This window comes from Rhodococcus sp. KRD162 (genome assembly GCF_017168335.1).
Classification (GTDB): Bacteria; Actinomycetota; Actinomycetes; order Mycobacteriales; family Mycobacteriaceae; genus Rhodococcoides.
Genome location: NZ_JABFAU010000013.1, coordinates 612,222 through 635,840, shown reverse-complemented (window position 1 = coordinate 635,840; position 23,619 = coordinate 612,222). Strand labels below are relative to the sequence as shown.

At 63.8% G+C, this 23,619-nt stretch carries 24 protein-coding genes, 1 pseudogene and 1 riboswitch; of the genes and pseudogenes, 10 read left to right on the top strand and 15 right to left on the bottom strand.

The window, feature by feature from the left end:
* The first annotated feature begins 92 nt into the window (after window positions 1-92).
* The gene (locus J1M87_RS20175; protein ID WP_206491317.1) at window positions 93-389 is read left to right on the top strand and encodes a putative quinol monooxygenase; all 297 of its coding nucleotides are present in this window, start codon (window positions 93-95) and stop codon (window positions 387-389) included.
* On the opposite strand, the gene J1M87_RS20170 is transcribed toward J1M87_RS20175, so the two are convergent.
* The 3 genes from J1M87_RS20170 to J1M87_RS20160 form a co-directional block, all read right to left on the bottom strand.
* Window positions 324-1,835 carry a phage infection protein gene (locus tag J1M87_RS20170; protein WP_206491315.1) on the bottom strand — a complete coding sequence of 504 codons (1,512 nt, stop codon included), beginning with the start codon at window positions 1,833-1,835 and terminating at the stop codon, window positions 324-326. The two genes, J1M87_RS20175 and J1M87_RS20170, sit on opposite strands and share 66 nt — an antisense overlap.
* An 87-nt stretch (window positions 1,836-1,922) precedes the next feature.
* Entirely contained in the window at window positions 1,923-2,537 is a 615-nt protein-coding gene (locus J1M87_RS20165; protein ID WP_206491313.1) for a histidine phosphatase family protein, read from the bottom strand.
* A gap of 4 nt (window positions 2,538-2,541) precedes the next feature.
* Window positions 2,542-3,453, bottom strand: a complete 912-nt coding sequence (locus J1M87_RS20160; protein ID WP_206491312.1) for a LysR family transcriptional regulator — start codon at window positions 3,451-3,453, stop codon at window positions 2,542-2,544.
* Between the two features lie 82 nt (window positions 3,454-3,535).
* Between J1M87_RS20160 and J1M87_RS20155 the strand changes: the two genes are divergently transcribed.
* On the top strand, window positions 3,536-4,777 hold the full coding sequence (locus tag J1M87_RS20155) for an MFS transporter (protein WP_206491310.1): 1,242 nt from the start codon (window positions 3,536-3,538) through the stop codon (window positions 4,775-4,777).
* Between the two features lie 13 nt (window positions 4,778-4,790).
* Here the strand turns inward: J1M87_RS20155 and J1M87_RS20150 are convergent, their stop codons facing one another.
* From J1M87_RS20150 to lysX, 5 genes are all read right to left on the bottom strand, one after another.
* Window positions 4,791-5,228, bottom strand: a complete 438-nt coding sequence (locus tag J1M87_RS20150; protein ID WP_206491308.1) for a DUF4190 domain-containing protein — start codon at window positions 5,226-5,228, stop codon at window positions 4,791-4,793.
* A gap of 51 nt (window positions 5,229-5,279) precedes the next feature.
* Window positions 5,280-5,681 carry a PPOX class F420-dependent oxidoreductase gene (locus tag J1M87_RS20145; RefSeq protein ID WP_206491306.1) on the bottom strand — a complete coding sequence of 134 codons (402 nt, stop codon included), beginning with the start codon at window positions 5,679-5,681 and terminating at the stop codon, window positions 5,280-5,282.
* Between the two features lie 174 nt (window positions 5,682-5,855).
* Window positions 5,856-6,860 carry a beta-ketoacyl-ACP synthase III gene (locus tag J1M87_RS20140; RefSeq protein ID WP_206491305.1) on the bottom strand — a complete coding sequence of 335 codons (1,005 nt, stop codon included), beginning with the start codon at window positions 6,858-6,860 and terminating at the stop codon, window positions 5,856-5,858.
* A gap of 100 nt (window positions 6,861-6,960) precedes the next feature.
* Window positions 6,961-7,824: an alpha/beta fold hydrolase gene (locus J1M87_RS20135; RefSeq protein WP_206491304.1), complete on the bottom strand. Its 864-nt coding sequence runs from the start codon at window positions 7,822-7,824 to the stop codon at window positions 6,961-6,963.
* A gap of 102 nt (window positions 7,825-7,926) precedes the next feature.
* Window positions 7,927-11,238 carry a bifunctional lysylphosphatidylglycerol synthetase/lysine--tRNA ligase LysX gene (gene lysX / locus J1M87_RS20130; RefSeq protein WP_206491303.1) on the bottom strand — a complete coding sequence of 1,104 codons (3,312 nt, stop codon included), beginning with the start codon at window positions 11,236-11,238 and terminating at the stop codon, window positions 7,927-7,929.
* A gap of 303 nt (window positions 11,239-11,541) precedes the next feature.
* Here lysX and J1M87_RS20125 point away from each other — a divergent pair, with 303 nt between their 5' ends.
* Window positions 11,542-12,525, top strand: coding sequence for a hypothetical protein (locus tag J1M87_RS20125; RefSeq protein ID WP_206491302.1), 984 nt, complete (start codon window positions 11,542-11,544; stop codon window positions 12,523-12,525).
* Here the strand turns inward: J1M87_RS20125 and J1M87_RS20120 are convergent.
* From J1M87_RS20120 to J1M87_RS20105, 4 genes are all read right to left on the bottom strand, one after another.
* A complete protein-coding gene (locus J1M87_RS20120) occupies window positions 12,507-13,061 on the bottom strand; it encodes a GNAT family N-acetyltransferase (protein ID WP_206491301.1) in 555 nt (184 codons plus the stop codon). The genes J1M87_RS20125 and J1M87_RS20120 overlap by 19 nt on opposite strands.
* Window positions 13,062-13,235: 174 nt before the next feature.
* A complete protein-coding gene (locus J1M87_RS20115; RefSeq protein ID WP_206491300.1) occupies window positions 13,236-13,655 on the bottom strand; it encodes a TIGR03668 family PPOX class F420-dependent oxidoreductase in 420 nt (139 codons plus the stop codon).
* A gap of 14 nt (window positions 13,656-13,669) precedes the next feature.
* Window positions 13,670-15,028 carry a bifunctional diguanylate cyclase/phosphodiesterase gene (locus J1M87_RS20110; RefSeq protein ID WP_307830878.1) on the bottom strand — a complete coding sequence of 453 codons (1,359 nt, stop codon included), beginning with the start codon at window positions 15,026-15,028 and terminating at the stop codon, window positions 13,670-13,672.
* A 93-nt stretch (window positions 15,029-15,121) separates the two neighbouring features.
* A complete protein-coding gene (locus J1M87_RS20105; protein WP_307830877.1) occupies window positions 15,122-16,186 on the bottom strand; it encodes a substrate-binding domain-containing protein in 1,065 nt (354 codons plus the stop codon).
* A 47-nt stretch (window positions 16,187-16,233) separates the two neighbouring features.
* Here J1M87_RS20105 and J1M87_RS20100 point away from each other — a divergent pair, with 47 nt between their 5' ends.
* From J1M87_RS20100 to J1M87_RS20085, 4 genes are all read left to right on the top strand, one after another.
* Window positions 16,234-17,433 carry an MFS transporter gene (locus J1M87_RS20100; protein ID WP_206491297.1) on the top strand — a complete coding sequence of 400 codons (1,200 nt, stop codon included), beginning with the start codon at window positions 16,234-16,236 and terminating at the stop codon, window positions 17,431-17,433.
* Window positions 17,430-17,566, top strand: a riboswitch (cobalamin riboswitch). Its footprint overlaps the gene before it by 4 nt.
* A gap of 41 nt (window positions 17,567-17,607) precedes the next feature.
* The gene (locus J1M87_RS20095) at window positions 17,608-18,636 is read left to right on the top strand and encodes an ABC transporter substrate-binding protein (protein WP_206491296.1); all 1,029 of its coding nucleotides are present in this window, start codon (window positions 17,608-17,610) and stop codon (window positions 18,634-18,636) included.
* Complete coding sequence (locus tag J1M87_RS20090; RefSeq protein ID WP_206491295.1) at window positions 18,633-19,658, top strand: iron ABC transporter permease; 1,026 nt, start codon at window positions 18,633-18,635, stop codon at window positions 19,656-19,658. Before J1M87_RS20095 ends, J1M87_RS20090 begins: the two co-directional genes overlap by 4 nt.
* Complete coding sequence (locus J1M87_RS20085; RefSeq protein ID WP_206491294.1) at window positions 19,655-20,413, top strand: ABC transporter ATP-binding protein; 759 nt, start codon at window positions 19,655-19,657, stop codon at window positions 20,411-20,413. The genes J1M87_RS20090 and J1M87_RS20085 overlap by 4 nt, the downstream gene beginning before the upstream one ends.
* A 141-nt stretch (window positions 20,414-20,554) precedes the next feature.
* Here the strand turns inward: J1M87_RS20085 and J1M87_RS20080 are convergent, their stop codons facing one another.
* Complete coding sequence (locus J1M87_RS20080; protein ID WP_241257154.1) at window positions 20,555-21,031, bottom strand: nuclear transport factor 2 family protein; 477 nt, start codon at window positions 21,029-21,031, stop codon at window positions 20,555-20,557.
* A 54-nt stretch (window positions 21,032-21,085) separates the two neighbouring features.
* Here J1M87_RS20080 and J1M87_RS20075 point away from each other — a divergent pair, with 54 nt between their 5' ends.
* From J1M87_RS20075 to J1M87_RS20065, 3 genes are all read left to right on the top strand, one after another.
* Window positions 21,086-21,451, top strand: coding sequence for a glyoxalase (locus J1M87_RS20075; RefSeq protein ID WP_206491293.1), 366 nt, complete (start codon window positions 21,086-21,088; stop codon window positions 21,449-21,451).
* A 124-nt stretch (window positions 21,452-21,575) separates the two neighbouring features.
* Window positions 21,576-22,061, top strand: coding sequence for a tetratricopeptide repeat protein (locus tag J1M87_RS20070; RefSeq protein WP_206491292.1), 486 nt, complete (start codon window positions 21,576-21,578; stop codon window positions 22,059-22,061).
* Window positions 22,062-22,147: 86 nt separating this feature from the next.
* Complete coding sequence (locus J1M87_RS20065) at window positions 22,148-22,579, top strand: PPOX class F420-dependent oxidoreductase (protein ID WP_206491291.1); 432 nt, start codon at window positions 22,148-22,150, stop codon at window positions 22,577-22,579.
* Between the two features lie 109 nt (window positions 22,580-22,688).
* Here J1M87_RS20065 and J1M87_RS28780 read toward each other — a convergent pair whose 3' ends face one another.
* Complete coding sequence (locus J1M87_RS28780; protein ID WP_241257268.1) at window positions 22,689-22,946, bottom strand: effector binding domain-containing protein; 258 nt, start codon at window positions 22,944-22,946, stop codon at window positions 22,689-22,691.
* Between the two features lie 367 nt (window positions 22,947-23,313).
* Window positions 23,314-23,556: pseudogene (locus J1M87_RS28775) on the bottom strand (helix-turn-helix domain-containing protein); the annotation flags it as partial.
* Between the last annotated feature and the right edge of the window lie 63 nt (window positions 23,557-23,619).

Here is a 23,619-nt window from a genome sequence, read left to right as displayed (position 1 = left end):
CTTCCCTTCCGCGTAGTCACCTCAGCTTAGGTGGCGCGGGAGTACGTTCGGTGAGGACAGTGTGTCTCGCCGAACGAAGGAACCAACTCATCATGAGCAACGATCTCGAGGTAGTCGCGACGATCACCGCCAAGCCCGACGCCGTGGACGCCGTGCGGGACGGATTGTCCGCCTTGGTCGCCGAATCACGGAAGGAAGACGGAAACGTCTCCTACAAGCTGTTCGAATCCGCAGTCGAACCGGGCACCTTCATCACCATCGAGGTCTGGAAGTCGCAGGAGGACCTCGATGCACACATGCAGACTCCGCATCTGCAGAAGGCGCTAAGCGAGTTCGGTGCCCATCTCGCGGCCGCGCCCGCTATCCACCCGCTCCGGCCCGTCGGCTGAGTCGCCCCGCGCACTCGCGTACACCAGTGCCGAGACGGCCAACAAGGCGACAGTGGCACCGATCGCGAGCCAGCCGGTCCCGCTCATCTCGCCCGACGCGATGATGCGGGCACCGGCCGCGGTGTAGCTCATCGGCATGAATGCGGCGAGATCGCCCCAGATCGACGCGGTCGAGGCGTACGCGAAGCCGCAGACGACGACCTGCACCGCCAGAGCAACGATATTGACGATCTGGCCGACGACGGCACCGAGAACACGTTGAATCGCCCCTGCAGCGGCGAGATACGCAGCGGCGGAGACGACCAAGAACGCACCTGCTCCGAGCACCGGCCCGATGGCGGCTTCGGTGGCGAACGCGAACGCGAGGGCGGCGCTGATGCCCACTGCGGCCACGGCTGCTCCGATGGCGAGCCATCGCGGCGTGCTGTCCCGGCCGAGCACCCGCACCAGGCTGACGCAGCCGAGGGCACCGAGTGCCACCAGGGCCGCGATCAGGTACGGGGTGGCCCCGGTACCGGTGGACGTCGAGGTGGTCGCGGTGCTCTGAGCGGACGTCGTCCCGTCCGTAGCTGCGGCGGCGGTGCCCGGCGGGAGGGCTGCGGAGGCGTCGCGCACGTTGGTGGCGATCCCGCTGACGATCCCCTCGACCGGCCCGACCGCCGTCACGAGCTGATCGGTACCCGCCTTGAGCTGCTGTCCGCCGTCGTCGAGTTGACCGAGTCCGTCGCGCAACTGCACCGTGGCGTCGCCGAGCTGGGAGGTGGCACCGAGGAATTGACTGTTCGGGTCGTTGAGCTCTCCGGAGAGCTGCCGAGCACCGTCCTTGAGGGTCTGCAGCTGCGCGAGCGTGTCGGGTCCGAAGGCCTGCGTGTTCAGGGTGTCGATCACCCCGCGGATTTCACCGGAGATCGCGTCGGAACCCGGGTGCGGGAAGCGGTCGACCTGATCAGCGGTTGCGGCCAGTTTCGCGGTGAAGTCGGCCTGCAGGGCACCGAATCCGGCGAGCTGGTCGACCACCTGGTCGACACCACCACTGATCTGTGATGCACCGTCGCCGAGCTCACCGATCCCGTCCCGGTACTGCCCGAAGCCGTCGGCGAGTTGGATCGTGCCGTCGTGAGCCTGGCTGATGCCGTCGGCGAGCTGCCCGACGCCGTCGTTGAGCTGCGTTCCGCCGTCGGTCAGCTGGCCGATGCCACTGGAGAGGAACGTGATGGGAAGCGATGCGCTGTTGAGGCTGCTGCGGGCCTTCGCGAGCGGATCTGCCGTCGGCTGGTCGGAGGCCGGTGCCTGGTCGGTGTCCGCTACCACGGTTGTGGTCTCCGTGGCGGGCTCTGCGCCGAGGTCGTAGCCGGTGCCGAGCGCGAATGCACCCACCGCTACCAGAGGAAACGCCAATGCGGTGAGAGCAACGGCAGGACGTCGGAAGATACGCAATTCACCCATGATGAGTTCGAGGCTATCTGGCCCGGGACCCTCGGCCGACCGACGGACGACCGTGAACGCCGTGTTCGACCGCGCTGAGCTGGGAATTTAAGAGGTCTCTGTGGATTGTCGGTTGCGGGGAAGCAGGTCCCATACATGCTCGGTCTCGTTCACCGAGGAGACCGATCTCGCGCCGCTTCGGGAGAACAGGACGCGCGTCACCGAGCAGTAGTCGATCGGAAACCCCAGCACCTTCGGAGTCTGCAAAATATCCTGCAGCACGATGTTGATGACGCCGCCGTGGGCGAAGAGTGCGACGGAGTCGGAGTGCGCGCTCGACGACACGATATCGCTGACACCCGCCAGGACGCGTCGGCGAAAGGCCTGCTCGTCGACCTGGTCGGGAAGATGCCCGGCCTTGATGCGATCGAAGGCTGCACGGAATTCGGTCTTGGCCGCCTCGATGGGCACGTAGCCACCGAAATCGCGATCGTATTCGGTCAAGCGGTCGTCCGGCTCGATCTGCACGCCGAGCCGCTCGGCCAGTGGTTGCGCGGTCTCGAGGGCGCGCAACTGCGAACTCGCAACGACCCGGGAGATCGGGAACCGGGCCATCGCGGCGGGTACCCGCAACGATTGCTCGACGCCGAGTTCGGAGAGAGCGGGGTTGGCGGAGGTCTCCGATCGTTGCGGCAGCGCGTGCCGCACCAGAACCAGTTGCATCGACTCACCTAATCACGAGTGTTCGACCGCTGCGCTGAACCATCGACCGGAACGCCGCAACCTGACGCGGCGAATCGGCTCGCGGGTTCCACACCATTCCGATGCGTCGCCGGGCAGCGGGCTGGGTGAGCCCGATGTCGACGGTTCCGCCGTCGCCGCCGTGCGCGCGGATCCGCGGCAGGATGGAGATCCCGAGGCCGGCACCGACGAGCCCGCGCACGGTGTGGGTGTCCTGGCCCTCGAACGCGATGCGCGGGGTGAAGCCGGCGGCGGCCCACAGCTCGTCGCAGATCGACCGCATCCCGAAGCCGTGGCCCATCGCGATGTAGTTCTCGTCGACGGTGTCGGCGAGATCGACCGATCTACGCGAGGCCAGGCGATGGTCGGCCGGGACGACCAACATCAGCCTCTCGTCGTAGAGCTGGAACGAGTTGTCGTCGGTGTGTTCGGCGCTGAGCGAGACGAACGCCAAGTCCGACGTTCCGTCCGCGAGGCGGTTCAGACAGCGGGCGCGTGCGCCCTGGTCCAGATCGAATGTCACGGCCGGATGGTCGACGCGGAACTGGCGAATCAGCGTGGGAACGACGTCCTCGCCCAAGGTGTTCTGAAACGCCACGGCGATGCGACCCCTGGCACGGGCGTCGTGCTCGGTGATGGCGTCGATACCGGCATCTATATCGCTCAGCGCTCGCTGCAGGTACGGGATGAGTACTCGACCGGTGCTGGTGAGGACGATGCCGCGGCCGCGTCGTTCCATCAGTTCGACGCCGAGGATCGCCGATGCACGCGCCATCTGACGACTGACGGTGGGCTGCGGCATGCCCAGTACGTGGGCGGCGTCGGTGATGTGTTCGGTGTCGGCCACCGCCACGAGAGTCGGCAGCAGAGGAAGCAGATCAGTGGTCTCCTCACGCATCCCCGAATCATACCGCTGAGGCATTGATTTGCACCGTCTCATGCATTGGACGAATGCTGTGAGCCCTCCTAACGTAATCCGTGTGACTTCGACGCAGCCGGCCGTTCTCCCATGGGAGGGGCATCCGCGGGGATCGAGTCAGTACCGACGCCTCGTACTGGCTCTGTTGTTCGCCGGGATCGCAACATTCGCGCAGCTGTACTCGGTGCAGGGAATCCTGCCGCTGATCGCCGCCGATCTCGACATCACGCCCTCGCAGTCCTCGCTGACCGTCGGTCTCGGGACCGTCGGAGTTGCGGTGTCGGTCATTCCGTGGTCGGTCGCAGCGGACCGCATCGGTCGCGTCCGAGCGATGACCATCTCGATTCTCACTGCGACGACGCTGGGTCTACTGTTGCCGCTCGCCCCCTCGTTCGAGGTGCTGCTGGCAGTGCGGTTCCTCGAAGGTGCTGCCATGGGCGGACTCCCGGCCATCGCAATGGCCTACCTCAGTGAAGAAGTGAACCGCAATCACACCGCCGTTGCCGCAGCGACGTACGTGTCCGGCACGACGCTGGGCGGTCTGCTGGGCCGCATCGTCGCCGGACCCGTTGCCGAGTACACCAATTGGCGCATCGGCACCTTGACGGTGTCGATGATCGCGGCACTGGCAGCGGCCCTGTTCGTGTGGCTGGCCCCGAAGCCGCGAACGGCGCTCGTGCACAGCGAGATCCGTGAGCTACCAGGACGACTGTGGGTGAACCTACGAGAACCGGGAATGGCTGCCCTGTACGGCCAGGCCTTCCTCCTGATGGGCGGATTCGTCGCCATCTACAACTTCCTCGGATTCCGTTTGGAAGCGGTGCCCTTCGGACTCCCACAATCGCTGATCAGCATGATCTTCGTGGCATACCTCAGCGGTACTGCCTCGTCACGCATTGCAGGCAAGCTGGCGACCAAGCACGGGAGGTCGGTGGTGCTCGCCGGATCAACCGCAACGATGATCGCCGGAGTCGCGTTGACCATGGCGGCGAACCTCGCCGTCATCCTGATCGGCCTGGTGGTCCTCACCATGGGATTCTTTGCCGCCCACGCCATTGCATCGGGATGGACGGGTCAACGCGCCGTCCACGGCCGTGCCCAGGCGACCTCGCTGTACAACCTGTTCTACTACGGCGGCTCGTCCGTCGTCGGCTGGATCGGCGGAGTCGTCTTCCAGACACTGGGATGGAACGCACTGGCACTGTTCGTCATCGCATTGGCCGTGACCTCGGGCGTGTGGGCGATGTGCCTGAAAGACCGCCTTGCGCAACCCGTCTCCGTAGGTCTCAGTAGGTCTCGGTAGGTCTCGGTAGGTCTCAGTAGGTCGATGACGTCGAGGCCGCAACTGCGAACAGAATGATCCCAGCCACGATGATGACGAACAGCGCGATCGACACGTAACCGATGACGAGGCCCGCCGTCGCAAGGCCGGACCCGCCTTCACCGGTGCGTTTGATCTGACCACGTGAGATATGGCCGCACACCACCGCACAAATCGATGCGAGCAGCGGCAGGAACGTCAACCCCAGAATGGCCAACACCAGCGAGACGATCGCCAACGTATTGGTGGGCGTCGGTGCCTGGTAGCCCGCACCCGCATAGGGATACTGGGGATTCTGGTACTGGGGGTTTTGGTATTGCGGGTTTTGGTATTGCGGGTTCTGGTACTGGGGATACTGCTGCTGTCCCTCGTACGGCTGCCCCTTGTCGGATTCGCCGAACTGATCGCTGCCCTCGCCCTGCGGATTCACCATTGCGGGAGTCTGACACCTCGAGACAGCCCCTGCAAGAGTTGAACCCCGACCCTACGAGCCGAGCTTGCCCCAGCCGACATACGCATCCACAGTCACATACCCGGTCACGCGCGGCTGATCCCGAACCGGATACGGATGGCCCGTGTAATGCGTCGAAATGCGATCGATGTCCACCAAATCCGGGTCGTCGCGCAACTCGATCGAGCCGTGCACCGTCACATGCGTGTACCAACTAGCCTCGTCCAACACCGAAATCGACACCTTCGGATTCGCCCGAATGTGCTCGAGGCGCTTGCGCGACGCATCGAAATTGAGCACTATCTGCCCGCCCTCCCACAAATACCAGGTAGGTGCAGTGATCGGCGTTCCATCAGCACGAACCACAGCCATGACTGCGGGATTCGCCTTCTTCAACAACTCGACAGCAGCATCGGGTAACGGGGGCTTCGGCATACGACAACCCTACGACTCGGCCGCAGTATTGGCCGCGATTCCGCCGACACCTGCCCCCGAGTCCACTCGATGTGACATTGACTGCCGAAAAGGCCACTAGATGTCACATCGAGTGCACTGGGGGCTCCGGGCGCATGCGTCGACGTGCGAGCGGGTCAGGCGTGAACCAGCTACTTACAGCTTCGGGAGCTTGACGACCTGCCCGGCGTAGGACAGTCCAGCTCCGAATGCGAGCAGCAGCGCCGTATCTCCTGCTTGTGCTTTGCCGGTGCGCAGGAGTTCTTCCATTGCCAGTGGGATCGATGCGGCCGAGGTGTTGCCGGTTTCCGCTATGTCGTTGGCGACGGGGGTTTCCTCGTCGAGGTTGAGGCTCTTGGCGAGTAGTTCGGTGATGCGACTGTTCGCCTGGTGGGGGATGAAGGCGTGCAGTTCGTCTGCTTTGATTCCGGCGACGTCGAGTACCTTCTGCGCGGCCTTGCCCATTTCGAACGCTGCCCAGCGGAAGACGGAGATTCCGTTCATCCGGATCCAGGGGCGTTCCATGTCGGCTTTGGTGATGTAGTCGTACCAGTCGATGGTCTGCACGATCGCGTCGGATTGCGAGCCGTCCGAGCCCCATACGGCAGGTCCGATTTCGGTCTCGTCGCTCTGTCCGACGACGACGGCACCTGCGCCGTCGGCGAAGATGAAGCGTGTGGTGCGGTCGTAGGGGTCGGTGGTGACGCTGAGTTGCTCGGCTCCGATGACCAGTACGTACTTCGAGGTTCCGGCCTTGACCAGGTCCGACGCGACGGCCAGGGAGTAGCAGAAGCCTGCGCATCCGGCGCAGATGTCGAATGCGGCGGGTCCTTTGGTGCCGAGGCCGTGCGCTACTTTCGCGGCTGCTTGGGGGGTCAGCTCGAGATGTGTCGAGGTGGCCACGATGACGGTGTCGACCTGGTCGGCGGTGATTCCGCTGGCCTCGATGGCTTTGCGTCCTGCCGAGATCGACATCTGCACGACGTTTTCCTCGGGGTCGGCGAAGCGCCGATTCTTGATGCCCGATCGCGACTGAATCCATTCGTCGCTGGAGTCGATGAACTCGCAGATCTCGTCGTTGGTCACGACCCGTTCGGGACGGTGGACGCCCAGACCGAGCATCTTCGACTGTCGACCTTGCGTTGTGCTGATCGCACCCATCTTCAATTTCCTCTCGTGCTACCGCGCCATCGCCGAGCTTCGGCTCGGGTCTTGGGCTGCGGGCTCGGTGACACACGTTACGTGCGTCGATTCGAGTAGCTCACACCAGTTCGGTGATGAGGGCTGCGACCTCGGCGGGCTTGTCGATCATGGCGTGGTGATGTGCGGGTGCGACGACGGTGAAGTCGGCTCGGAGGTAGTCGGCGAGTCTGCGTTGGGTTCGGATCCATCGGGCACCCCAGGGCGATGGCCGGCCGGTGTGCGCGACGGCAACGGTGACGGGAACGTCGAGCTCGAATCGGGTGCGGATGCGCTCGAGTTCGTCGACGAGATCCGGATAGACCAGGTCCTCGACCAGCGCGGCGGTGAGATAGCTGGGCCGTCGGTAGATTTCGTCCACCCAGTCGAGTGTCTCCTGCGGTGTGCCGTTCGGTGGGATCGCCTGGTTGAGCACCCTGCGCACGTGTGGTCCGAGGAGTCGCTGTACGCCCGTTCGACTCAGCGCAGCGGAGATGAGGTGTGCCGCACGGACGCGCACCGATGCCGGGATGATGCGTCGGGGGTCGGAGTCGGCGCTGGAATCGAGGAGCAGCACACCTCGGATGCGCGACGGGTACATCCGGGCGACGGCTTCGGTGTAGAAACCGGCAATCGAGTGGCCGACGACGACGGCTGTTTCCGTGATGTCGAGTTCGTCGAGAACTGCGATGATGCGGTCGGCTTCGCCGCGCACCGTGGGGGCGGCACCGGTGGGAAGCGGATCGCTGAGTCCGAATCCGGGCCGGTCGAGGACGACGACGCGGTGATCGGCGGCGAGAACGTCGACGGTGTCCTGCCAGTCGAACCAATTGCTGCCGAGACCGCCGCACAACACGATCGGCGGTCCGTCGCCGCGGACGTACACATGCAATCGCTGACCGTCTACCTCGACGAACCGGCCCGGTGGATGTTTCACGGGAAACAATGTCCTACTGCGTGATGGTCGACGGCGTAACGGCCTTCGACGGTTCCACTCGGTAGGCGATCGCGTCCACGCGGACCGGTTCCTGCCGCGGCTGCTGTCCAGTCACTGCCGAGGTTTGGCGAGTGGGAACGCCAGAGTCTCGCGAATACTGCCACCGGTGATGAGCATGACGACGCGGTCCACGCCCATGCCGAGGCCGCCGGTCGGCGGCATTCCGTGTTCGAGCGCCTGCAGGAAGTCCTCGTCCAAGCTCATTGCTTCCTCATCACCGCCTGCCGCCAGCAGGGATTGCTCGGTGAGTCGGTTGCGCTGATCGACGGGGTCGGTCAACTCGCTGTATGCGGTGCCCAGTTCCACACCCCACGCCACGAGGTCCCACTTCTCCGCCACTCCCGGGATGCTGCGGTGCGGCCTCGTCAGGGGCGACATCGACGTCGGGAAGTCCTTGTAGAAGGTAGGGAATTCGGTGAAGTCCTCGACCAGATGCTCGTACATACCCTGAGCGACTGCCCCTGCGTCCCATGATTTCTCGTAGGGAATCTCGTTCTCGTCGCACAGGCGCTGCAGTTCTTCCAGAGGAGTCGACGGCTCGACGGCCACACCCAACTTCTCGGCGACGGCACCGTGCAGTGTCTTGACCGGCCATTCGCCGGAGATGTCGATCTCGATCATCTCGCCGTTCGGACCATCGGGACGAAGGATGATCTCGCGACCGTGCGCTGCGACCGCAGCTCGCTGAATCAGTTCACGGCACAACACCATTGCGCGCTCGTAGTCGCTGTGAGCCTCGTACGCCTCGAGGATCGTGAATTCGGGATTGTGTTTGAAGTCCGCTCCCTCGTTGCGGAACACCCGGCCGATCTCGAACACTTTCTCCATACCGCCCACGCACAGGCGCTTGAGATACAGCTCCGGCGCGATGCGTAGGTACAGATCCAAGTTGTAGGCGTTGATGTGGGTGACGAACGGTGCCGCGTTCGCCCCACCGTGGACCTGCTGCAGGATCGGGGTCTCGACTTCCATGTAGCCGCGCTCTCCCAGCGAATCACGCAAGGACTTCACGACGTTGGAGCGTGCGATGAGCAGCGAACGGGCGTCGCGATTGATGGCCAGGTCGACGTATCGCTGTCGAACTCGGGCTTCCGGATCGGTCAGTCCGCGGTACTTGTCCGGCAGCGGATGCAGACATTTGGCGTTCATCCGCCAATCGGCCGCGAGCAGCGAGAGCTCTCCGCGTTTGCTGCGCCCGATCGTGCCGCTGACCTCGATGAGATCACCGAGATCGAAATCGGCGTCGAAGGATTCGATCGAGGGCCCGACGCGTTCGCGGTCGAAGAGGACCTGCATATCGGCCGACCAATCCCGCACTACGGCGAATGCCACCCCGCCGTAGTCCCGGATTCGAAGAATGCGTCCGGCGATCCGCACCGTGGTGCCCTGCGGCGACGCCACCGCGTCCTCGATGGTGTGCGTCGGCGGATACGCGACGGGGTAGCCCTCGATCCCGTCTCGGTGGAGGCGATCGAGCTTGGACATGCGTACGCGCACCTGGTCAGGGCGCTTCGGGCCCGGGGTCTGTTCGTCCGGATCACTGTCGGGACCACTGCCGTCGGGATGGATGTCGTCCCCGTTGGCCAGAGCGGCGGGGACTGCGACATGGGATCCGGTGTGCTTCGAGGCCCGTCGGAACGTCGGCAGCGTCAGGAAGCCCTCCGCGATGGCCGATGCGACGCCGACCTTGGGCAACACCCGATTGTCCGCGAAGCACAGGTAGCGCGGCTCCCACTCTGGCAGATACTTCACATTCGAGCGATACAGGGCCTCGAGCTGCCACCACCGAGAGAAGAACACCAACACACTGCGCCAAATCCGCAGTACCGGCCCCGCTCCGATCCGGCTGCCCTCCTCGAACGCCGCGCGGAACACCGCGAAGTTCAGCGAGATCTTGCTGACGCCGAAATGATCCGCACCGGTGGTGAGCTCGGTCACCATCAGCTCGATCACCCCATTGGGCGACGCCGGATCACGGCGCATCAGATCCAGTGACGCGCCGGTACGACCCCACGGCACCAACGACAGCACACCGATCACCTTCTCGCCCTGAACTGCCTGAACCAGAAGGCAGTCGCCATCGAGCGGATCACCCAACCGGCCCAACGCCATCGAGAAACCACGCTCGGTCTCGGTATCGCGCCAGGCGTCCGCGCAGGAAATGATCTCCGACATCTCCTGCGACGAAATATCGCGATGACGACGCACGGTGACCTCGACACCCGCTTTGCGAGCCCGCGTCACCGCCTGACGCACCGGGCGCATCTCGCGTCCATTGAGGTTGAAGTCTTTGGTTCTCAAGATTGCTTCGTCGCCGAGTTCGAGGACGCTGAGGCCGGCCCGCTTGTACGCGGTAGCTCCGATCTCGCTCGCCCCCATGACCGCCGGAGTCCAGCCGTACTTCTCGGCCAGGTCGAGCCACTCCGAGATCGCGTGTGGCCAGGCCTCGGGATTGCCGATCGGGTCCCCGCTCGCCAGACACACCCCGACCTCGACCCGGTACGTCACCGCCGCCTTGCCGCTGGCGGCGAAGATGACGCCCTTGTCGCGGCGGGTTGCGAAGTAGCCCAGGGAATCCTCGGCACCCCACTTGTCGAGCAGACCGCGAATGGCCGACTCGTCCCGGCCGGTCAGCGCATTGCTCGACCGCTGCGAACGGAACAGCGTCACCACCGCACCCAGCAACGCCAGAGCACCGAACAATCCCAGCGCTGTGTTGACGAAACCGTTGGGCCTGCCGTCGAACTGCTCGTTGTCCACGGTCGCCAACGCAGTGACCCGGTTGAACGACCACAGAAGCGTCTGCCCCTCCTGCAACGAACCAGGGAACAACGCCACCAGAGCCCAACCGACGATCGTCCCGACCGCTGCCCCGAGCACCAGCACCCCCAGTGCCTTCCACACCGCACCGCGGCGAACCCGGGTGTAGAACTCCTTGCGCGCCGCAATCAACACCCCCGCCACCACTACATGTACAGCCAGCGCGACCCACGAGTTGACGTTCTTGTCCTGGATGCCTTCGACGACATTGGTCAGGGCCAACAACACGAGATAGATCGTCAGCAACCACCACGCAATGCGCTTGCGACTCGCCAACGCCGCCGCCAACAGCCCCACAACCAGAGCCCACGACAAACTCGTATCCGGTGCATCGAAGTAATACCTGTCGACGTACTCGCGCGGAGCGTGAATCAAATAGCGAAGAGTGGGCGACAGACTCCACAGGAACAACAGCACGGCGAACACACCGAGCACCAGACCCGCGATATGCGGAACCTCACTCAACCGACCGCGCACGGGTGGGACGAACGACCGCGGAGTCGCGGAACCGGACCGATCCGTGGGAACTGCTGTCGCCGTCATGTCTCACTCCCGAAGTCAGAATGCACCTATGCAACGTAGACGGTATCCCCGTCACCCCGACTCGGTTCACCATTGCCCGCACCCCGGCTCACTCAATGTGACCGACAGTGGCCTTTTCGACGGTCGATGTCACATCGAGTGGACCTCGTGGGTCCTCGACGGGCGATCGATAGCGCGTGCGTTCGGCGGCTGAGTCAGCGCTGGATTCGGGATTCGTCCACAGGGCACGAGTTGTCCACAGGTCAGTCTGTTCTGCGTCGACGTGTCCGCATCGTGTCGTGTCGGCAGCGCATCATCGTGTGCATGAAACGGGGCGGTGGACGAATCGATGCCAAGGCGATCGCGGCCGCGTCGGATCGCGGTTTGGTGAGAACGGCGCATCTGCTTGCGCTGGGGGTGGCATCGAAGACGATCGTTCGACGCACATTGCCGGGTGGCGTCTGGGCACGTGCGCTTCCCGGGTTGGTGTTTCTGAAGAACCGGTCGTTGACGCCGATCGAACGTGCGACTGCGGTCTCGATCTATTGCGGACGCGACGCGGTGATCAGCGGCCGGGCAGGGCTGGCGCTGCATGGCCTGGGCGCATCGGGATCCTTCGAGGAGACGTTTGCACTCATTCCGGAGTCGCAGCATCGCAAGTCGGTGGGTTTCGCAGCTGTAGAACGTACGTGGAGGATGCCCACCCCGGAGATCAAGTCCGGACTTCGCGTCGCGCCTGTCGTTCGCTGCCTGTGTGATGCGGTCCGACGGATGAAGAACACCGAACAGTGCATGGCGTTGATTGCGAGCGTCGTGCAACGGGGCGCGGCGACGGTCGACGCGATCATGAAAGAACTGGACGCCGGGAGTACTCGTGGAACTGCGATGCCGCGTCGAGTGCTGAGAGAATTGGCTGCGGGCGCACACTCCGTGGCCGAAGCGCAGGCACAGAAGCTGTACGGGCGCAGCGGACTTCCGCCGATGCAACACAACGTTGCCGTGTACGACGAGCGCGGCAAGTTTCTGTTGATCGCGGACAATTGGCTCGACGACGTCGCATTGGACTGGGAAATCGATTCGCTCGAGTATCACCTGTCACCCGCGGATCATCGAGCGACTGTTGCGCGTCGCGAGCGAGCACAGAACGCAGGGCTCATCGTCGTGACGCACTTGCCGAGCGATGTTCGTGACGATCCGGAGCGTGTGCTCGCCGATCTCCGAGCGCGCTACGACCAGGCCAGGGCGCGAGCCCGACCGAACGTCACGGTGCGGCCCTTGGCGGATCGGAACTACCGACAATCCGGCTGATACACCCACACCATGTGGCGGCCGGTCTCGGACGCAGCAGCGATGGGCCGATTCTCGACTCGGTCGAGAACAAAGCCGAGCCTCTTGGGCACGGCCTGACTCCTGAGATTTGCTTCATCGCAATGGATTTCGACTCGGTCAATATCGTCGAGCTCCAGCGCGACCTTCGTGAGCGTCGCGGTGGCCTCGGTCATGACCCCGCGACCCTCGGCATCGGCATCGAGCCAATATCCCAATTCGATTCCGTGCGGGCCGATTCTGCGGTGCATCCCGATCTTGCCCAAGAACGACCCGTCGGAAGGGTCGAAAATTCCGAAATCGAACATCTGCCCGGTGGCCCACTGCTCTTCCGCCTCCGCGATGCGGGCGACCTGCGTCGTGACCTCGGTAGCCTGATCCGTCACCCACCTCATCCACGGAAGTAACCGAGCACGATTGCGGGCAATGGCATCGGCGACGACCGCAGCATCGTCCATCGACTCCCGACGAAGCACGAGCCGATCGGTTTCGGTGCACTCAGGAGGTACAGAAGCCATGCACACCAGTGTGGCGGCTAGCCGGTGCGTTGGCGAACGATTTTGGTCCGGACTCACCCCGCCGCCAGTCCACTCGATGTGACATCGACGGTCGAAAAGGCCACTCGACGTCACATTGAGTGAACGGGAGGACAGGTGAGCGGGAGGGCAGGAGGGCCGGGGGAGGAGCGGAAGTCAGGAAGCCGACCAGGATCTCCAGGCCAGCTTGTCGATGATGATCACCGGACCCCCAGGTCTGTTCCCTTGATACTGACTGTATTTCGCAACGAGGGCGTCGATGGCTGCTGTGCCTTCGTCGCTGGAGGCGTCGGCGATGTGTGCGTTTCCGTCGGCGCGGATCCACCACAGTTGTGACCAGTCGTCGCTGTAGTGGTCGATGATGAGGCTGACGGCCGGGTCGGCTCGGATGTTGTCCAGTCGTTGGAGTTTCCGGGTTGTTTTGGGTTTCCAGTCGATGGCGGTGACGATGCGGTCGCCGGTGGGTGCGACGGCGAACACGATGGGTACCAGGTGCGGTGTGCCGTCGGGGTTGATGGTGGACAGTTGTGCTCGGGGCGCGTCGGTGAAGCGTTGAACTTCGTTGTCGATCTTCACGTTCGGTCCTCGGTTCATGCGGATTCGCTGTGGGTGCTGTGTCGGGCGATGAACTGTTCGAGGGCGGCGGTGGACATGGGCCGGCCGAGCAGGTGTCCTTGGCCGAAGGTTACGCCCATGTCGGTGCAGATCTGGAGTTGTTCGGGGGTTTCGATTCCTTCGATGACGGTGTCTTTGCCCAGTGTGGTGGTGACTTCTACCAGGGCTGCGCAGAGCGTGGTCATGGCTCGGCGTCGGTGGAGGTTGTCGCTGTCGAGGTGTTGGGTGAGTGATTTGTCGATCTTGAGTATGTCGACGGGGAGGGTGGCGAGTCGTTCGAGGGAGGAGAATCCGGAGCCGAAGTCGTCGATGGCGATGAGGACGCCGTGGCGTTGGACGTCGCGGAGTTGGTAGTGGACGGCGTCGAGGTCGTGCAGTGTTTGTGATTCGGCGAGTTCGAGTGCCAGGCAACCGGGTTCGATGCGGTAGGTGTCGACGATATCGATGACGTCGGTGGCGAGGGTGCCGGTGGCGAAGTGTGCAGGGCTGACGTTGACGCCGATTTGGAGGTGGATGCCCCTGGCTTGCCAGTCGGCGATGGTGTGCGCAACTTCGGCGATGATCCACATGCTCAGCGGGACGATGAGATCGGCGTCTTCGGCGAGCGGTATGAATGCATCGGGCATCAGCAGGCCCAGTTCGGGGTGGTTCCAGCGGATGAGGGCTTCTGCGCCGACGACGTGTCCTGTCGCGAGTTCGACGATGGGCTGGTAGACCATCGTGAGTTCGCGTTCGACCATGGCGATGCCGCGTAGTCGTTCGATGAGGTCGAATCGGATTCGGTTGGTGTGGTGCAGTTGGTCGGTGAAGACGTGGTGATTGTTGCGGCCGACGGCTTTGGCGGCGTGCATGGCTGCGGTGGCGTTGTGGACCAGTTGTGTTGCGCTGATGTCTGCGTCGGTGCTGGAGGCGACTCCGACGCTGGCCGTGAGGGTCAGCTGCCGGTCGCCCAGTTCGAAGGCGGGTTCGAAGACGCTTGCGAAGCCTGCAGCCATGGCGCGAGCGGCGATGGAGTGGCATCGCCGGGCGATGACGACGAATTCGTCTCCTGCGAGTCGGCCGATGGTGTCGCCTGGCCGGAGCGATGAGGTGAGTCGGTCGGCGATCAGACGCAGTAGGGCGTCGCCGGTGGCGGGTCCGAGTGCGTCGTTGAATTCTCGGAATCCGTCGATGTCGACCAGCAGCACACTGCAGTGACTGTCTGCGCTGCGGTTGTCGAGTTCGGCGGTGATGAGGGCCAGGATTTCGTCGCGGCTCGGCAGGCCGGTGAGGGCGTCGTAGCGGGTTGTTGCGTCAGGGACATGACGGGGCGGCGCACCATGCTCTCGGCTCACTGTTCCCCCTCGTGGCCGGACAGCCATGAGTCATAGTAGCCCAAGAGATTGCTTTTGCGCTATAAACAGGGAACATGCCCTTTTTAGCGCCTATTAGACCATGTTGGTCTCGGTTTGTGGGCCGTTTCGGCGACCTGTGGACACGCGCTCCTCGATACTCCAGGCCGCGGAGTCGATCGCGGCGCTGAGTCCGAGTACCCACCGTGCGGCCGAGCGGCCCTGGTCGAACAACGACTGCGCGACGGTGGTCAGCCCCGCAGCCGCTGCAACGGTGGAGTCGTCCCACCCGGTGATGGCGAGTTGCGTCGGAATGTCGACTCCGGTTGCGGCAGCGGCGTCGAGTACCCCGAGGGCGAGTTCGTCGCTCATCACCAACAAGGTGTCGACGACGTCGTCTTGCAGCAACAGTCGCGCAGCTCTGTCGCCTTCTGCGCGTGCGTTGTGGGTGGTGAACAGGGTGGGAACTGCCGCCCAGTCGAGACCGAGACGTACGCAGGCGTCGCGGTAGCCCTCGAGTCGGGCTCGGGTCACCGGCATCGAGATGTCCGACGGTTCCGCACCGTGCAGGGTGGTCGATTCGCGTCGGGAATCAGGTCGAAGTGCCACGATCGCGGGGCGTGCGTGCTCGGTCATTGCCGCGGTGGCGACTGCATCTGCCGCTGCTCGGTCGTCGATGCCGATCCACTCGACTCCGGGGTGGTGGGGCCCGCCTTGAATGCAGGTCGGACGGCCGGTGCCGACCAGCACGTCGAGGAGGGGGTCGTCGATCTCGGTGGTCCACAGGACGTATCCGTCGACCTGTGCGTCTCGGATCCGCGCGTTGTCGTTGTCGCTGTGCAGGTTCGGCAGCATCACCAGTGCGGTGTTCGCCTCGAGGCAGGCGTCGGCGATGCCCGTCAGAAAGCGTCGGGCCTGTGGATCCTCGAAGGCATACGTGAGGTTTTCTCCGAGTACGACGCCGATGCTGTTGTGCTTGCCGTTTCGTAGCGAGCGGGCTGCTCGGTTGGGTCCGGTGTAGCCGAGCTGGGTCGCCGCCGCGTGGACGCGATCTCTCGTGGCCGACGAGACGCGGCTCGGTTGGTTGTAGGTATAGGACACGCTCATGGTGGATACGCCCGCGGCCGCTGCAACTTCCGCCATGGTCACCCGAGTGTTCACGGGCCAACTGTAGCGCGACATCCCGATGGTGTGTAACGTTACACAACATGTCCTCGCCCATGCCGAAGCTGCTCGTCCTCGCCGCGGCCGCCTTCATCTACGTCACCGCGGAAACGCTGCCCGTCGGGTTGCTCCCCGAGATATCGAGCGACCTGGGCGTCAGCGAATCTGCCGTCGGACTGCTGCTGACCTTCTACGCCTACGGTGTCGCTGCGATGACGATTCCGCTGATCAGGGTCGTGCAAGAGTGGCCGCGCCGACGCGTCATGGTCATCACCGTCGCCGCATTGGCACTGTCGCAGCTTCTGTCGGCAGTGTCGGTCGGCTACCCCATGCTGGTGATCTCACGAATGCTCTGTGCCGCAACGCACGGCATCTTCTGGGCCGTCGTCGCACCCGTCGCAGCCTCGCTTGCGTTGCCCGGTAAGCAAGGCAAGGCCATCGCCACCGTCTACGTCGGTACCTCGCTGGCACTGGTTGCGGGCAATCCACTCACCGCGGCGATGGGTCAATGGCTCGGATGGCGAATGGCTGCAACAATTCTCGGAGTCGTTGCAACAGCCATCGCGGTGGCACTGTACTTCGTACTCCCGCCGCTGCCGATCAGCCGAGCCGATGAGGTACGGAAAAAGACACCGCGAGTGCTCGACGGCACCCTGGCCATCTTGTGTGGCGTGACGTTCCTGGCGGTCCTGGGCCACTTCGTCGCCTACACGTATTTCTCCCTCATCGTCGATCGTGCGATCGGTTCAGCCGGAACGACGCTGACCCTGATGTTGATGCTGTACGGCCTGTTCGGGGTCATCGGTATATGGGTGATCGGCCGAACCTACGACCGGTGGCCGCGGTACTCCACCATCGCGGCCTTGGGCGCAGTCGCCGCTGCGGTCGCGATCTTGTGGTGCACGCTGATCGGAGCGCCGGGTGGGCTGGCCGTGTTCGCCGTCGGGGCCATTGCATTGTGGGGAATGGCGTTCACCACGATCCCGGTGTGTCTACAGTCCGCCGTGGTCAGGGCAGCCTCGGAAGATACCGACAAGGCGTCGGCGATCTATGTCGTGGCCTTCCAGTTGGCGATTGCCACGGGTGCACTGGTGGGCGGCGCCTTCATCGACCTCAGTGGCATCGTGACGGTCACTGCCGCCGCTACTGTTCTGGTCGCCGCTTCGCTGGCCGTGGTCGTGCTGGCGCGCAGTACTTTTCCTCGCAGTGTCCCGCTCGAGCCGGAGTCGGCAGCAGCACGCTGACCTTTCGGGTACCGCACACGATAAGGTCAGCACGCGACGAACGAGGGAATCCGGTGCAATTCCGGAGCTGGCGCGCAACGGTGACGGGCGAGAGCTCGAAGTCCGAATGCTCGGGCGTCGTGGTTCACCCCACCCGCGGCTCCGCGACACGAGCCCCAAGCAGGAAGCTCTTCGATGCGTACCACTCTCGCCGTACTAGGCGCTGTCTCCGTTCTTGCCGTGGCCGGCTGCTCCTCCCCACCGCCCACTGCCGCCGTCTCCGTCACCAACGCCGACTACCCGCTGACCATCGAGAACTGTGGACGCGCGGTCACCGTCGATGCGCCTCCGCAGCGCGCGGTGTCTCTGAACCAGAGTTCGACGGAGATCCTGCTGTCACTGGGCTTGGCCGACCGCATGGTCGGAACGGCCACCTGGACGGACCCGGTCCGCTCGAATCTCGAATCGGAGAATTCCACAGTACCGAGGTTGGCGGACAACAAGCCGTCCCTGGAGGTGGTGTTGGATACCGAGCCCGACTTCGTCTCGGCGTCCTTCAGCGGAACCCTCGGGCCGGGAGGCGTCGCCGATCGGGATCAGTTCGAGCAGCTCGGTGTGCCGAACTATCTCTCTCCCACAGACTGTGACGGAAAGACCGACGACAGTGTCAATTCCGACGGCGCACGCACCACGCCGCTCGAGATCGACACCGTGTATCGGGAGATCCGCGATCTGGCGGCAATCTTCGACGTGCGTGATCGCGGGGAACGCTTCGTCGCGCAATTGCAGGACCGTTTCTCGCAGGCCTCCGGTGCCGTCGACGCATCGGGTGTGCGCTTGGCGTACTGGTTCGCCGACACCGACACCCCGTACATGGCGGGATGCTGTGGCTCCTCGGGCATCATCACCGATTCGGTCGGTGCCGACAACATCTATGCGGACACGACCGACGAATGGCCACAGGTTAACTGGGAGAGCGTTGCAGATCGCAATCCCACCGCGCTCGTGCTGGCGGATCTGAGTCGGCGCAGCATCGCCGGGGACGCACTCGGCAGCAAGATCGAATTCCTCGAATCGAATCCCGTCACGAGCCGACTGACCGCCGTCGAGGACAAGCGCTACATCGTGGTCAACGGAGCCGATCTCAACCCATCGATTCGCACCATCGACGGAGTCGAGAAAGTTGCTGCCGCTCTACAGAATTGGGGCCTGACCACCCGATGAACCGCACCGATCGGGGATTGTTGATCCCGCTTCTGCTCGGTGGCGGTGTGGTGTTGGTGCTCTCGATCGCAGTGGCCGTGACGATCGGACCGGCCAGCGTATCCGTCACCGATGTCTACCGAGTGATCCTGGCGCACATCGGGATCGGCTCGGCGCAGGTGAGTCGCATTCAGGACGGCATAGTCTGGGAGCTGCGGCTGCCGCGAACCCTGCTGGCATCGATCTGCGGTGCCGGCCTGGCGCTGTGTGGGGCCATCATGCAGTCACTGCTGCGTAATCCGCTGGCCGATCCGTTCGTGCTGGGGATCTCGTCCGGAGCCTCCACCGGCGCAGTCGTGATTGCCGTGCTCGGGGTCGGCGGCGGAGCTCTCTCGCTGTCGACCGGAGCCTTCGCGGGCGCACTGCTGTCCTTTCTGCTCGTGATGCTTCTCGCCGCCGGGGCCGGCGGCGGCAACGACCGCGTCGTACTCGCGGGAGTTGCCGGTACCCAACTGTTCTCGGCCCTGACGTCGTTCATCGTCATTTCCTCGGCCGATGCCGAACAAACCCGCGGCGTGCTGTTCTGGTTGCTCGGCTCCCTGAGCGGTGCCGACTGGAGCGATGTGGCTCTGTGCGGCACGGTCGCGCTCCTCGGAATGGTGGTGTGCCTGCTCAACACCTCCGCCCTCGATGCGTTCACCTTCGGCCACGACGCGGCCGCATCACTCGGAGTGCCGGTCAAAGGGGTGCGAATACTGTTGCTCGTCATCACCGCACTGATCACTGCCGCCCTCGTCAGTGCCGCCGGAGCCATCGGATTCGTGGGACTGGTGCTCCCACACGCCGCCCGCTTCCTCGTGGGAGCGCGGCACCGAAGACTGCTCCCGACGACGGTTCTGATCGGCGCCATCTTCATGGTCTGGGTCGACACCATCGCCCGAACTGTGTTTGCACCACAGGAGATTCCCGTCGGCGTCGTCACGGCACTCATCGGTGTGCCCGCCTTCGCACTCATTCTGTTCCGGCTCAGGAGATCCCGATGACACTGCACGCAGCGGACATACGCTGGACGCGTGGCGGCCACCCGATCTTGAACGGCATCAGCTTCGAACCCGACGCGGGCGAGACCATCGGTCTGATCGGCCCCAACGGCTCGGGCAAATCCTCGCTCCTGCGCATCCTCGCCGGCATCGTCGCCCCCGACAGCGGTGACGTGCTGCTGAGCGGGCACAGTCTCGGAACCCTGCGTCGCCGACGCATCGCACGGCGCGTGGCGATGGTCGACCAACACTCCGACACCGACGTCGACATCAGCGTCCGCGACGTCGTCCGCCTCGGCCGCATCCCGCACCACGGCATCTTCGCCGGCGACACATCCGACGACGACACCGCCATCGCCCGAGCACTCGAAGACACCGGCATGACATCGAAAGCCACCCGCCGCTGGCACACACTCTCCGGCGGCGAACGCCAACGCGTCCACATCGCACGCGCCCTCGCCCAACAGCCCACCGAACTACTGCTCGACGAACCGACCAACCACCTCGACATCCAACATCAACTCGATATCCTGACGCTCGTCGCCGGACTACCCCTGAGCAGCTACATCGCCCTACACGACCTCAACCTCGCCGCCATGTTCTGCGACCGCATCATCGTGCTGAACAACGGCACCATCGTGGCATCGGGAACCCCGGACGAGGTGATCACCGAACACCTGGTGCGCACGGTGTACAACGTGCACGCCACCGTCACCAACACCGAGACCTATCCGCAGGTGACCTACCGACGTCCCTGACCGCCCAGCCGATGGTGGTCGACCCCACCCCACTCCCCTCGACCGAAGTCCACTCGATGTGACATCGACCCCCGAAAAGGCCACCGAATGTCACATCGAGTACCGGCAAACGCGGCGGATCGAGGCGATTGGAGCACGAATTCAGAGTTGCCGAAGCTTCCTCTCGAAGGCGTCGATTCGTGTGGTGTCCTCGAAGAAGTCTTCCTGGGAGACGATTTTTCCCCAGCTCGTGCGGACCAGGAGCACGGTGCGGTTGCTGTAGATCTGGGTACCGTCGGCCGCGTGGGCTTGGTCGTCGAAGCGCACGAGCAGGGTCATGCGCCATGGTGCGCCGCCGCTGTAGATCTCTGTGATCTGGCCTTTGATTCCGGCCGCGACGAAGTCCTGGAAGAATCTCTCGATGGCTGCGCGGCCGCGGTGGGTACCCGACCAGCGGCTGTCTCCATCAGCGAATTTGAGCACCGCGTCTCGGTGGAAGGACGACAGTAGCGGGCGGTAGTTGCCCTTGTTCAGTGCGTCGATGTCTCGCTGCAGCTTGAGTGTCAGCGCTCGCATCAGCAGGAGCTTGAATGCGAAGGCCGTCGAGATGCCGGCCAGAAATCTCAGTTGCATGCTCATACGTTTGCCTACCGTTCACCGGCGTGTCAATCGAGTCGGCGGTACGTTCTGACGATGATCCATCATGTGCAGGTCGCGTGTCCGGTGGGCGGCGAGAACCTCGAGCGTGCGTTCTACTCAGAAGCCTTGGGCTGGGAGGAGATCCCGAAGCCGCCGCTGCTGGCCGTACGCGGAGGCTGTTGGTTTCGAGTGCCGGGTGTCGGTGGTCCTGACGGCGAGCTACATGTCGGTATCGACGATGACTTCAGGCCGGCAGTGAAGGCGCACCCCGCATTTGTCGCCGACGTCGACGCGACCGCTGTGGCGTTGCAATCTGCCGGCTACCCGGTGGAGTGGGCCGACCCTGAGCAGATACCGGGTCGACGACGGTTCCATACCCGCGACGGGGTGGGCAACCGAATCGAATTCGTAGGCCGGTAGTCGGCGGGTGTTGTTGTTAGGAGGGGGAGTCGGACACGTCGCCCTCTCCGTGTCCCGATGACAATGCACGTGGGGACAGACCCAACGGTGGCGTCAGCCCGCAGCATCGTGCACGATCGATTCCATGCTGAGTTGGGAAGAGCGGATAGCGGAATTCTGGCGCGACGCGGACGATGCCGATCCCGATCGCATGCGGATCCAGATCAACCAAATACTGTCCGTTGGAGAGTGTTCCGACGCTCGTGGACTGTTCGAGAGAGCGTCCTTGGAAGACTTCCTGGGTGAGGAATCTGCGGCCGTTCCGCTGTACGAGGCATCGTTGTCCGAGGGGCTCGATGTCGACAGGGAGAACCAGGCTCGCCTTCAACTGGCTAGTTCGCTCCGCAATCTGGGTCGACAGGACGACGCGTTGCGAGTGCTGAACGAGTTCGAGTTCGCGGACGAATACTCCTCTGCGCGTGACGCATTCGCAGCACTCGCCCTCTGGGACAAGGGCGACGGTGCGCAGGCGTTGCTCAATGCACTGCATGCCGCAGATCCGGCGCTGGGGAGGTACCGTCGAGCAATCGGGGCCTACGCGGCGGAGCTGACCGACGACAGACAACCGTGAAGTCGGAACGGAACAAAGGCGTCTTCGACGACGTTCCCTGTTGAAAAGCTCGTGCACGCTTGTTTCGACGACCAATTGGGGACACCATGACCGGAACTACCTACGATCCACATGCGCTTCTCGAGCAGAGCCGAATCGGTGTGCTCGCCACCATCAAAGCGAGCGGAATGCCGCAGCTCTCACCGGTGACGCCGTTCTACGACCGTGCAGCCGGCACCATCACCATCTCGGTCACCGAAGGGCGAGCGAAAACGACGAATCTACGCCGAGACCCTCGCGCCGCGCTCGAGGTGACCAGCGCCGACGGAACAGCATGGGCGACGGCGGAAGGAACCGTTACCCTCACCGGGCCGGGATCGTCACCCGAGAGCCCCGAGGTCGATGCCTTGGTGGACTACTTCCGCGCCGCCGCCGGTGAACACCCCGATTGGAACGAATACCGCGCAGTCATGGTCGCCGATCGACGAGTGCTGATCACCATCTCGGTGACACGTGTGTACGGCCAATCGATCGCCTGACACCGATGACGAGTCCACTCGATGTGACATTGACCCCCGAAAAGGCCACTGAACGTCACATCGAGTGGTCATGGCGAGCCGCAACGGGAGGGGATGGGGTCAGCCACGATTATCGAATTCGTTGGACTGGAATCCAGAGCTCTCCCGCTCCCGAGGTCCAGTCGAGGGAGGTTTCGGTGACGGTCAGGATTTCCGGTCCCGGAATTGTTTCGTAGGGGTTGGACGGGAACCATTCGCTGAAGGCGTCGGCCCAGAGTTGTTGGAGTGCGGGGGCGAGTGCGGTGTCGCTGTTCGTCTCGAACACTGCCCATGTCGATGCGGCTACGGCAAGTGTCCCATCCGGGTGGTGCGGGTGATGTGGTGGCAACGGCGAAGTAGTAGTCGAACAGGCTGCCGTCTTCTCGTTCGGGTTCGAAGCCGTCGCTGACGAAGAGGATGTCTGGGAGTTCGGCCAGGTCGGCGAACTCCCGTAGTTTTTTGCCTGTTCCTGGGGTGAGGCTCCGGTGGAATTCGGTCATGGCGGTGTTCTCGCCGTGAAACCGGAGTGGGATTCGGGTGGTTTTGCCGACGATGTGAAATGCCGGCAGTTCGGTGATGCGGTTCCGCATGGTGCTTCGTCCTTCGATTGTCAGGTGAAATGTCACTGCTTGTCGGGAACGAAGGGTAGTTCCGGGTCGGCGTGCTCGAGATGGTGTGATGCCGTGCAGGTCTCGGAAGGCGCGGGTGAAGGCGTCTGCGGTGTAGCCGTATTTGCCGGCTACGTCGAGTATGTTCTGTCCGTCGAGAATGTCCGCTGCTGCCAACGTCATTCGGCGTTGCCGGATGTAGTGCGACAGCGGCATTCCCGCCAGTGCCGAGAACACGCGTCGAAAGTGATATTCCGATGTGAGGGTGATTCGAGCGAGCTCGATCGGGTCGATCTCGCGGTCGAGATTGTTCTCGATGTAGTCGAGTGCTGCGTTCCATCGTTCGAGCATGTGCCGGTGACCTTCCTATGTTCTGCCCGAAACGATAGGAGCACTGCGTCGATGGAGTCTCGA

Coding starts and splice junctions, on each gene's coding strand:
- J1M87_RS20175 (WP_206491317.1), top strand. CDS start 93: ATGAGCAACGATCTCGAGGTAGTCGCGACGATCACCGCCAAGCCCGAC.
- J1M87_RS20170 (WP_206491315.1), bottom strand. CDS start 1,835: ATGGGTGAATTGCGTATCTTCCGACGTCCTGCCGTTGCTCTCACCGCA.
- J1M87_RS20165 (WP_206491313.1), bottom strand. CDS start 2,537: ATGCAACTGGTTCTGGTGCGGCACGCGCTGCCGCAACGATCGGAGACC.
- J1M87_RS20160 (WP_206491312.1), bottom strand. CDS start 3,453: ATGCGTGAGGAGACCACTGATCTGCTTCCTCTGCTGCCGACTCTCGTG.
- J1M87_RS20150 (WP_206491308.1), bottom strand. CDS start 5,228: ATGGTGAATCCGCAGGGCGAGGGCAGCGATCAGTTCGGCGAATCCGAC.
- J1M87_RS20145 (WP_206491306.1), bottom strand. CDS start 5,681: ATGCCGAAGCCCCCGTTACCCGATGCTGCTGTCGAGTTGTTGAAGAAG.
- J1M87_RS20140 (WP_206491305.1), bottom strand. CDS start 6,860: ATGGGTGCGATCAGCACAACGCAAGGTCGACAGTCGAAGATGCTCGGT.
- lysX (WP_206491303.1), bottom strand. CDS start 11,238: ATGACGGCGACAGCAGTTCCCACGGATCGGTCCGGTTCCGCGACTCCG.
- J1M87_RS20125 (WP_206491302.1), top strand. CDS start 11,542: ATGAAACGGGGCGGTGGACGAATCGATGCCAAGGCGATCGCGGCCGCG.
- J1M87_RS20120 (WP_206491301.1), bottom strand. CDS start 13,061: ATGGCTTCTGTACCTCCTGAGTGCACCGAAACCGATCGGCTCGTGCTT.
- J1M87_RS20100 (WP_206491297.1), top strand. CDS start 16,234: ATGTCCTCGCCCATGCCGAAGCTGCTCGTCCTCGCCGCGGCCGCCTTC.
- J1M87_RS20095 (WP_206491296.1), top strand. CDS start 17,608: ATGCGTACCACTCTCGCCGTACTAGGCGCTGTCTCCGTTCTTGCCGTG.
- J1M87_RS20090 (WP_206491295.1), top strand. CDS start 18,633: ATGAACCGCACCGATCGGGGATTGTTGATCCCGCTTCTGCTCGGTGGC.
- J1M87_RS20085 (WP_206491294.1), top strand. CDS start 19,655: ATGACACTGCACGCAGCGGACATACGCTGGACGCGTGGCGGCCACCCG.
- J1M87_RS20080 (WP_241257154.1), bottom strand. CDS start 21,031: ATGAGCATGCAACTGAGATTTCTGGCCGGCATCTCGACGGCCTTCGCA.
- J1M87_RS20075 (WP_206491293.1), top strand. CDS start 21,086: ATGATCCATCATGTGCAGGTCGCGTGTCCGGTGGGCGGCGAGAACCTC.
- J1M87_RS20070 (WP_206491292.1), top strand. CDS start 21,576: ATGCTGAGTTGGGAAGAGCGGATAGCGGAATTCTGGCGCGACGCGGAC.
- J1M87_RS20065 (WP_206491291.1), top strand. CDS start 22,148: ATGACCGGAACTACCTACGATCCACATGCGCTTCTCGAGCAGAGCCGA.